Raw genomic sequence first — 10321 nt, 5'->3', positions numbered from 1 at the left:
ATGTCAAACCTGCATTCGATACTGATCAGGGATGCCCAGGTCCRGCTCGACCGCGATACATCCACGAAAAAGTACCCCCAAAAGGTCAACGGGAACAAATCCTTCGGAAAATTAAAGGAAAACCTGATAGCCATCTTTTTCAAAAACAGGGAAAGGGAAATCCTCAGGGAGCTCACGGCCTATTTCCTCAAGGACACATTGCCCATTCGAAAGGGAAGATCGTTCCCAAGGCAGCTTAAGACCTCGAATAAAAAGTGCAAGCACAGGACCTACACAAACTACAAACCGGCATGATAAAATCCTTAACTTAATGACATTGCCCATCGGGGTTAAATGTCGAAGACATGAAATATATCTTAAATGCCGTAGGCATGTCATACCTATAGCGTTGATTAACGCATCAAAAACTAGCGCCATCGGTGTGGCATGTTTGTTTAGCGGATGCAACACAACCAAAACAAGCCACCTTTAGTGATGGTTGGTGGGGATACCAACCATGGCGGCAAAGATAGCTCTATTATGTGGCGCCTGAAGACACCTGCCACGGCGACCGCATCCCATCGGGGTTAAATGCCGTAGGCATAAAATATATCTTAAATGCCGTAGGCATGTCATACCTATAGCGTTGATTATCGCATCAAAAACCAGCGCCATCGGTGTGGCTTGTTTGTTTAACGGATGCAACACAACCAAAACAAGCCACCTTTAGTGATGGTTGGTGGGGACACCAACCATGGCGGGAAGTAATTTTACAATGCCTTTCGCATAAATCTAAGCCAATTACCATTGGCTATTTTTTGGATGTCTTCGGGTTTGTAGCCGCGGGAATTTAGGATTGGGAAGATTTTTTGGATATCGGCTATTGTTTCTAGGTCATAGGGGCATTGTTCTCTTCCGAATGCGCCATCGAGGTCACTACCTACGGCGACATGGTTGGTGTTGCCGGCTAGCTGACAGATATGGTCGATGTTGTTGGCCATGATTTCCATATTGCAATTGGTAGATTGTGGTGTTGAGGTTCCGCGGATCCAGTTTGGCACCATCATCCAGGCATCGAGAGCAACACCTATTACAGCTTCGCGTTCAATCAAAGCCTTGATCATATCGTCACTGAACTGACGATTGTGATCAACGAAGGTGCGGCAGTTATTATGACTTGCCCAGATATTACCTTTATATCTGTTCAGGGCATCCCAAAAAGCATCATCATTCAGATGGGTTGCATCCAGAATCATATTCAATCGATCCATTTCTTGGAGAAGGGCAATACCTTCTTTGTTGAGTTCACCTCTTGAATCTGTTCCGTTGGCATATCTTCCCGGACCGTAATGTGCCGGTCCTATTGCCCGAAGTCCATAGGCATAAGCCTTTTCAACATAGGAAAGATCCACCATGGAATCGGCACCTTCAAGGCTTAAAATATAACCGATAGGTTTATTGTCATTTTCAGAACTGTTCCAATTTGCTAGGTGTGCTTCCAGATCTTCTTTGTTTTGGATCATAGTGAGCTGTCCATCATCTTCCATGGCCTTATACCAAGCCAGTTGACCTTGAGTCTGTGCCCAAGCCTGTTCTGGGGAAAACCATCCGGGCAAAGGGCTATCAGGTTTTACATATCGGGCAATTTGGGTCGCAACGACTAGTCCAATATTCCCTTTACGCAACTCTTCAAAAGTAACTGTAGCTTTTCCTCGGTCAGGTTTATCATCTAAACCAGACTCGCGATTATTTAGTTCTGAAATTGGGAGACGTAGATCACGGTTCCATTCCATAGCATTCATGCTCAGGTCAAGGTGACCGTCAATTAAAAATGGTAGGCTATTGCTCATAGTTTAGATATTTAGCATTCTACTTCTTCCTATAACTTGCCAAGTGGCAATCTTCTGATGGTCTTTGATGACTGAAACACGATCATATAAGGCAACTGTTGGACATACATGGGTCGGGACTGCATACAGAATTTTCCCTAGAGGATAATCTTTGCTGTCCTTTACATCCAATACCAAATGTTCTTCACTCTGAAATGCTGGAATAGCATCATCAGCATTCAAGAATTTTACTCTAGGTAATGGGGGATCTGAAGCGACTGCTTTATAGCCGAGGTCTATACAAATGCGGGTTTCATTAATTATAGAAATCACTCGCGTCAACAATACTGCCGCATATTCAAATTTCTGTTCAGGAATTTTCTGACGGTAACCCCAATCCCAAAACACAAAGGTTCCGGGGCTGCATACAACATCTTTCCTATTTGAGTGTGTCGTAAAAGATGGCGAACCACCGATAACCATCTTAAGGGTATCCTTTGATCTCACTTGTAGTTTATCAAAAACTTCCTTGAGAATTTTATAGCATGCATCAGACTCCTTTTCTCGAATCTTAAGATCAGGATCATGGATATGGCCATCATAACCATGCACACCTTCCAGATGGAGATTAGGATAATTCTGTAAACTTTCCCACAGCCCATCAATTTGATCTTGAGAAGCTCCCGTCCTACCCATCCCTACATTGATGTCAAAATAAATATAAAGTTCTATGGAGAGCTCCTTAGCAAGCTCTGCAAGATTTTTAATGGATGAAGAGTGATCAACTATACAAGCAAAATGTGTATTTGGATATTCCTGAATTAACTTCACCCAACGTTGGAGTTTTGGTCCTACGGGTTGATATGCCAACAGAACGTCTTTTGCATTGCTCATAGCTAGCATTTCTGCTTCAGCTATTGTTGAACATTTAAACTGATCAATACCTTCCTCGATAAGCATTTTGCTTACTTCAACCATTTTATGCGTTTTAGCATGTGGTCTCAGTCTACTGGTATTTCCCGCGACCATTTTTTTGAGCTGCCGGATATTGTTGGCAACACGATCAGGATATATCAAAAGAGCTGGTGAATCTATACAGTCAGCATTCTCAACCTCAAACCAATTTTCCATAATTAACCTACATGAAGTTCAAATAAAGCCTCGATTTCCACGGGGATATTATCCGGCAGGGATCCAAATCCAACAGCACTTCTCACTCCTACTCCATTTTCCTCACCCCATACTTGTGCAAACAACTCACTTGCTCCGTTGATAATAAATGGATGTTTTTCAAATTCTGGAGTACAATTTACCATTCCCAAAACCTTGATCACTCTTTTGACTTTATTCAAAGATCCCAGGTTTGTTTTTATTGTTGACAGCATGGTGAGACCAACTTGACGGGCTGCCAATTTTCCCGCATCAGCATCCATATCGCTTCCAATTCTTCCAATGATCAAGCTTTTATCATCTTGTACTGGTCCATGACCTGAAAGGTATAGGTATTTCCCATCAATTAAATACGGTTTATAAACTCCAAGCGGAGCTGGCGCTGGCGGAAGTGTTAAACCTAATTTTTCAAACTGCTCATCTGCATTGTACATATATTAAAATTTATTGTTGTTAAAATTTATTATAAAAATAAGGATAAAAGCATTACTCCAATAAGACCTACTACTGAAACAATTGCTTCCATTACGGACCATGACTTAAAGGTATCCTTCACTGAAATTCCTAGGTATTCTTTGAACATCCAGAAACCGGAGTCATTAACATGTGAAAACATCAGACTGCCAGCTCCGATTGATAAAACCATTAAGTTTGGATTAACATGGGTAGACTGAATCAATGGCAACAAAACACTTGCAGCAGTTAGGGCAGCTACTGTTGCTGAACCGATACATCCACGAATAATAGCAGTTATGATCCAAGCCAGGATCAATGGATGTATTGGCAGTCCCTGAAGATTTTCTGCAAGTAATAGGCTGACTCCACTTTCTTCCATAACCTGTTTGAAAACTCCTGATCCTGCAATAATCAATAGAATCATGGCGATATCCTTGACAGCATCAGAATAAGTAGCCATCACACTTTTAATTGGCCTCCCTAAGCTTACACCCAAGGAAAATGTAGCATAAATAATAGCGACCAACATCACAATATTTGCAGACCCCAAGAAGGCAATAATTTCATGGGCTGTTTCATACGACTTGGGAACAATATAAGGGAGCACAGTAAACAGGATGATCATAATCACAGGCAGGAGCGCCGTGATAAAAGAATTCCATTTCCCAGGTTTTTCATATCCTTCGTCTACCACCTTGGTATCTTCGAAATTGAATATTTCGGATTTACCTGCCTTAATATGTTTTAATGTTTTACTGAACAAGGGACCACCGAGGATAATTGCCGGAATGGCGATTATAATTCCATAGATCAGGGTTAATCCCATATTAGCGTTGAACAGGACTACCAATGCAACGGGTGAAGGATGCGGAGGGATAAAGCCATGTGTGACAGACAAGGCTGCTAACATCGGCAAACCTATGTAAACCAGCGGTAACTTATATTTATAGACAATGGAGAATATCAAGGGCACCAATAACACAAAACCAACTCCATAGAACAAAGGAATACCGACTATAAATCCGGTGAATGCCATCCCCCATTGCAAATGCTTTACGCCAAATAGTTTGACCATCACGGTGGAGATATTTTCTGCAGCCCCGCTTTCTGCAACAATCTTTCCCAACATTGCACCCAATACAATAATTAGAGTCAATCCTCCCATTATGGAGCCTATACCCTTCTCGACCGTAGCTGGTATCTTTGACATGGGAATACCCAATACAATAGCTGCCAGAATGGAAACGATAAGGAATGAAATAAAGGTGTTGACTTTGAAATAGGTGATTAATAGTACCAGAAAGAGTAGGCTCAATAAGACAATTATAAATACCATATAGTTTATAATTATTGTTAAAGTTCAGGATGATTCCCATTTCATTGGGATATTGGTTAATGTTATTCTCTAAAATAAGAAATTGTTTTGGGATTCACTTTGAAAACATTAAATCTAAAAGGATATAGATTTTTAAAAATGTAAGACCTTCACAAATATTCAGTTAATGATAACTAAAGGAAAATTTCAGAAATAACTGATTCTCTATTTATTTATGCAATCATAAAAAAAAAAACTGCCTGAATCTAACATTCAGGCAGTTTTATATCACGTATACTATTGTTAGTAACCTTTGTTTTGAATTAGTTTAGAATTATTTCTGATTTCAGCAGTAGGTTTAGGAAACAACAACTCTCTTTCAGTAACTACCGGGCCATAAGAAAATTTATGTCCAACATAGTTTTCAAATTTCTTGGTAGAGACATTGAAAGCTTTTCTGAGGCGCACCATATCAAACCAAGTTATATTTTCATAACATAGTTCATGCCACCTCTCCTTCCAGATTGCTTCACGGAGTTGATCTTTTGACAGTCCAGCCAAAGGAGCTAATTCAGCTCTCTTCCTGATTGCATTCACAGCTTCATATACATTCGCACTTGGGCCGGCAACCTCGTTCATTGCTTCAGCATATAATAGCAATACATCCGCATAACGTATAATAGACCAATTCAAATCACTGTTTGTTGTACTGGTTTGTGCGTCATAGTCAAAGTGCTTGTAAATAAAGTAAGCACCTAATTCCACTTCTCTACTACGATCTGCTTCATGTGTAAATTTAGTAAAGAAGAATTGTTTTTCCTTTCTTCTTAAATCATTTGAATCGTAAGATTCCACAAAATCTTTAGTAGCATATATGCCACCTGTCTCATCTGAATAAGCAGAGATATTTTTGTTATATGGAATAATTGCTACTTGCCAATTTGAAGGAATAACCTGAGTTTTATATTGAATGCTAAAAATGTTCTCAGAACCATTTTTCTTTTTTGGATCATGCAAATCATTGTATGAAGGAAACAATTGGTATTGACCAGAATTAATTACTTCTTGAGAGGCCTTGGCTGAAAGGTCATAGTAAGCAGCACCTTTATTGAGGGGAAAACCAGCCATAGTAAGATAAACCTTAGCCATTAGTGACTTAACGATTCCCATATTTATTTTGCCGCTTTGATCATTCCAAGGCAATCCAGATGCTTCCGCTATTTTCAAGTCACTTACGATCAAATCATAAACTTGTTCCACCTTAGCTTGTTCAGGATACAACTGTTCTGATTTTAAATCCACGGCTTCAGTAACCAAAGGTATCTCTCCAAACATTTGAACCAGATTAAAATAAAAGAATGCTCTCAGGCAATGTGCCTCGCCTAAAATCATTTTTTTCTCATTCTCATCCATATTGATATTCGGAATATTCGCTATAGAAAGGTTAGCATTACCAATGCCACGGTAATATGTTGACCAATAATCGAGGCCATAACCATTGTCAGAGGTATTTCGCAGATCTTTCACATAATAACTATTTACCGCTTGGCCGAGATCGGTCGCCGCCAGCCCTGTAGCGAATTCCAACATCATCCATGTACCACCGCCAAAGCCACTACCCATTGGGTTTCTCAGATTTGCATATATAGCACTAACTGAACTTCTAGCGTGTTCAGGTTTTGTAAAATAATTCTCTACAGTAAAATTACTTGGGTCAGATTCATCTAAAAATCCTGAACATCCGACAATAGCTCCAAAAGCAAGCATGCTAGCAGTAATCTTAAAAGTTGTTTTTATATATCTTAAATATTTCATGATGTTCTAATTAAATTATAAACCAATATTAAGTCCGAAAGTAAAAACTCTAGGCCTAGGGTAATCATACATACCAAATCCTTGGTCAAAAGGAGAACCTGAATTGGATACCTCAGGATCATACCCAGCGTATTTGGTAACGACAAAGAAGTTTTGAACGGATGCAAAGAATCTTAATTTATCTAAATGCATTCTAGTTAAGAGATCCGAGTTAACATTATAGGAAAGCATTAGATTTCTACCTCTAATAAAAGAAGCATCAGTTACTTTATGACTGTCATTGTTTGTAGTGTAATACGCATTAATTGGTCTTACCTGAGCAATTGAGGTATTTTGATTTTCCGGCGTCCAAGCATTCAATACCGTTTTGTAGCTGTTTGCAATACCTTGTCTGTCTTCAGCTGAGTGAATACTGCGATCCAAAACATCATTTCCAAACATATATTGGAGATCAATCAACAAGGAGAAGTTTTTGTATTTAAAGGTATTTGAAAATGTTCCGTAACCATCTGGAATACCACGTCCAATAATTGTTTTATCGTTATCATTTATCACACCATCTGCATTGATATCTTGGTATTTCACATCACCTGGAAGCATATTATATTTTTCAGCTTCAGCTGCTTCTTCAGATGACCAGGTTCCTAGATGTTGAAAGCCCCAAAAAGATCCAACTGCTTCGCCGGTACGGATTATTGTATTGCCATTAAAAATATCTGAGCCTCCTACCAATCTTAACACTCGATTTCTATTGTAAGAAAAATTGAATAACCCTGACCAACTGAAAACATCATTACCGATGTTTGCAACATTTACCCCAACCTCAATACCATCATTTTTCATACTTCCAATGTTTCTAAAAATAGTTCCATAACCACTTGACAATGGAATTGGAGCATCCAGAAGCATATCATTTACTTGTCTGTGGTAAACATCGAGTTCGAAATTCAATTTGTTTTGAAACAATCCCAATTCTAATCCCAGGTCAACCTGTTGAGTTCTTTCCCACTTTAAAGTAGGATTTGCAATTCTGCTGGTGCCCACACCTACCAAACGATCACCACCCTGAATAATTTCGTAATTTCCCATTCCAGCCAAAGCTCGATAAGCAGGGATTTCTGAATTACCAGTTGCACCGTAACTCATTCTTAATTTCAAATTCGAAATAGTTTCATGATCCTTTAGGAAGTTTTCTTCATTGATCTTCCAAGCGACAGCTGCAGAGGGGAAAAATGCATATTGATTATCTTGACCAAATTTTGAAGAACCGTCTATACGACCCGTAAAAGTAAACAGGTATTTATTCAATAGCGTATAATTGATCCTAGTAAAATATGAATTAAGACCATTCGCGTTAGCACCGGAAGAAGGGGCGTTCATCGTTGCACCAGCACCTAGGTTATTAAATTGGTAATAGAAATCAGCATACTTGCTCGAACTGGCATATGAACCAAAGTAATCAGTATGCTGCCAAGAGAAGCCCAACATAGCATTAATGGAATGGATGTCACCAAAATCTTTTAGATAAGTGAAGTAATTTTCAAACTGCCAGGAGTTGAATCTTTTGTTGTCCACGTTTGCAGTACCATCACTTGAAATGTATTGAAGACCAGCAGCAGCAGCATAATCTCTTCGTTGGTTTATAATATTTGTTCCGATAGATGTGCGGAATTCCAAACCATCCATTAATTTAATATTGGCATACATATTACCAATAAAAGGTTGAGTTGAAAGATAATAAAGACGTTCATCGGCCACACGAATAGGGTTATCTCCACCTTCCATGCCTGGATAATCGCGATTACTTGCCCAACTACCATCAGCATAGCGAACAGGAATTAACGGTAAAGCTTCTAAGACCTGGCGCATCATGGTAATGCCTCCTCCTCCTAATTCATCAACTTGTTTATCTTTTTGGTCTGTGTAGCTCAACACACCCCCTACCTTAAACCAGTCTCTAATCTGTGTATCGAATACAAAGCGAGCAGAATATCGTTTCTGCCACGATCCATAAGCAACCCCCTGTTCATTGCGGTAATTTACAAAACCGCCATAGGAGCCTTTTTCATTACCATTGGTAAAGCTTAATTGATGGTTTTGGGTGATAGCATTTCTAAACGCTTCTTTTTGCCAATCTGTATTGTACAATGGCTTTCCATTGTCGTCAAATAATAGCGGGTTATTTCTTTTGGTGGTCGGATCGGTATACTTAGTACCTGTTGCCCATCCAACAGGGTCAAATTTTTGCGCATTTTTGTATGCAAGCTCTTCCACTGCCAAAAACTCTTCAGAAGTTAATACTGGCAATAATTTTGGAGCGTATCCAACACCAATATCTGCATCGTAAGTCGCTTTGCCACCACCAGATGTCCCTTTTTTAGTGGTTACAATAACAACACCATTAGCACCTCTGGCACCATAGATTGCAGTAGAAGATGCGTCTTTCAGAACTTCAACAGATGCAATATCATTAGGATTGATATAATCTATTGGAGAGCTACCATTTTGAAGCCCATCTCTACTCATAATTACCCCATCAATAACATAAAGGGGATTATTGGTAGTAGAAATTGAACTAGAACCACGGATTCGAATATTTGTTCTTCCACCTGGCCGTCCGGAACTTGTTGAGACATTAACACCTGTTATTTTCCCACCTAATGCTTGATTTAAATTTGAATTAGGTCTTTCACTTAACGCTTCACCTTGAACAGTTCCCACAGCACCTGTTAAGTCACTTTTTTTGACTACGCCATAACCAACTGCAACGACCACCTCTTCAATAGATTCCGATGAAGAAACTAGTTGAACATTTACAACCGTTCGGTTATTAATGGGAACTGTTTGGGAATTGTATCCCATGTAGGTAAAAACTAGGCTTTGATCTCCACTAGTTTTTATTTCATAATTTCCATCAGCATCCGTACTTGTGCTTTCATTTCCTGAACTAACTTTAATTGAAACACCTGCCAGGGGTTCATTAGTTGAGGACGTTACTTTTCCTGTAATTGTAAGTTCTTGGGCTAGTGTTATTTTCGAAAGCAATAAAAATAACAACAAAAGAACACATTGATTGAAGGTTCTCATCATAGTTTTAAGTTTATTATAAGGGTTATATTTAAAAAAAATTCATAATCCAGTAGGATATGAAAACCTTTATTAATCCCTTATAATCTTCTCAAAGAATTATTTTGAAAAGGACCAAAACTATGTAGTACAATAATTCTCATCGGATGAAAATTAATTGTATTAAATAAATTCAAAAGTCGTTAAGACTGATTATGATACTTATGTTAGGTTTATAAGGTTGAAAAAAAGGTTATTTTATCCAATTGATCATAATTTAACCTACTTTATTTGCATTAGTATCCTGTACTATCCTGACTTTTAGTGATTTCTCTTTTCATGTGGTTGGTGGGGACATTGACCCATTTAATTAACTAGCAATTTATAGTGACGGGGCTGTATCATAATTATCTTGGCAAAATATGTGATAAATTTTAATTATCTTATGTACTTAAGATTTGATATAATCAATTGATTTACATATATTTAAGTATATTAATCGATCAGAGAATGTCATCAAAACCATCCAGAAAACTACCTGCTTTCAAGCCCTATGATCAGCACCAGCTGATGGCCTTTCCGCCAACTTTTGAAGAACTACTGCCGGAAAACCATCCTGCCCGAGTGGTCGACCAGGTCATCAATTCAATAAAGATTCAGCCGTTGTTGAAGGCCTATTCCCAACTGGGAG

The 10321-nt window shown here is 38.8% G+C and carries 7 protein-coding genes and 1 pseudogene; 2 read left to right on the top strand and 6 right to left on the bottom strand.

Annotated features, from left to right (window positions below):
- On the top strand, nucleotides 1–294 hold a 294-nt coding region (locus tag CRT24_RS21070), incomplete at its 5' end, for a hypothetical protein (RefSeq protein ID WP_218962640.1).
- 455 nt (nucleotides 295–749) lie between these two features.
- Here CRT24_RS21070 and CRT24_RS14295 read toward each other — a convergent pair.
- From CRT24_RS14295 to CRT24_RS14270, 6 genes are all read right to left on the bottom strand, one after another.
- Nucleotides 750–1829, bottom strand: a complete 1080-nt coding sequence (locus tag CRT24_RS14295) for a dipeptidase (protein WP_099371901.1) — start codon at nucleotides 1827–1829, stop codon at nucleotides 750–752.
- A 3-nt stretch (nucleotides 1830–1832) separates the two neighbouring features.
- Nucleotides 1833–2939 (bottom strand): D-TA family PLP-dependent enzyme, encoded by a 1107-nt coding sequence (locus tag CRT24_RS14290; protein WP_099371900.1) that lies wholly within the window; start codon nucleotides 2937–2939, stop codon nucleotides 1833–1835.
- A 2-nt stretch (nucleotides 2940–2941) separates the two neighbouring features.
- Nucleotides 2942–3412: a RidA family protein gene (locus tag CRT24_RS14285; protein ID WP_099371899.1), complete on the bottom strand. Its 471-nt coding sequence runs from the start codon at nucleotides 3410–3412 to the stop codon at nucleotides 2942–2944.
- Nucleotides 3413–3441: 29 nt separating this feature from the next.
- A complete protein-coding gene (locus tag CRT24_RS14280; RefSeq protein WP_099371898.1) occupies nucleotides 3442–4770 on the bottom strand; it encodes a gluconate:H+ symporter in 1329 nt (442 codons plus the stop codon).
- A 282-nt stretch (nucleotides 4771–5052) separates the two neighbouring features.
- Complete coding sequence (locus CRT24_RS14275; protein WP_099371897.1) at nucleotides 5053–6564, bottom strand: RagB/SusD family nutrient uptake outer membrane protein; 1512 nt, start codon at nucleotides 6562–6564, stop codon at nucleotides 5053–5055.
- Between the two features lie 15 nt (nucleotides 6565–6579).
- Nucleotides 6580–9654 carry a TonB-dependent receptor gene (locus tag CRT24_RS14270; protein ID WP_218962639.1) on the bottom strand — a complete coding sequence of 1025 codons (3075 nt, stop codon included), beginning with the start codon at nucleotides 9652–9654 and terminating at the stop codon, nucleotides 6580–6582.
- A gap of 486 nt (nucleotides 9655–10140) precedes the next feature.
- Between CRT24_RS14270 and CRT24_RS14265 the strand changes: the two are divergent.
- Nucleotides 10141–10321, top strand: a pseudogene (locus CRT24_RS14265) (hypothetical protein); the annotation flags it as partial.

Origin of the sequence: Sphingobacterium sp. 1.A.5 (assembly GCF_002734235.1) — a bacterium.
GTDB lineage: Bacteria > Bacteroidota > Bacteroidia > Sphingobacteriales > Sphingobacteriaceae > Sphingobacterium > Sphingobacterium daejeonense.
This window is presented reverse-complemented; position numbering and strand designations above follow the sequence as displayed.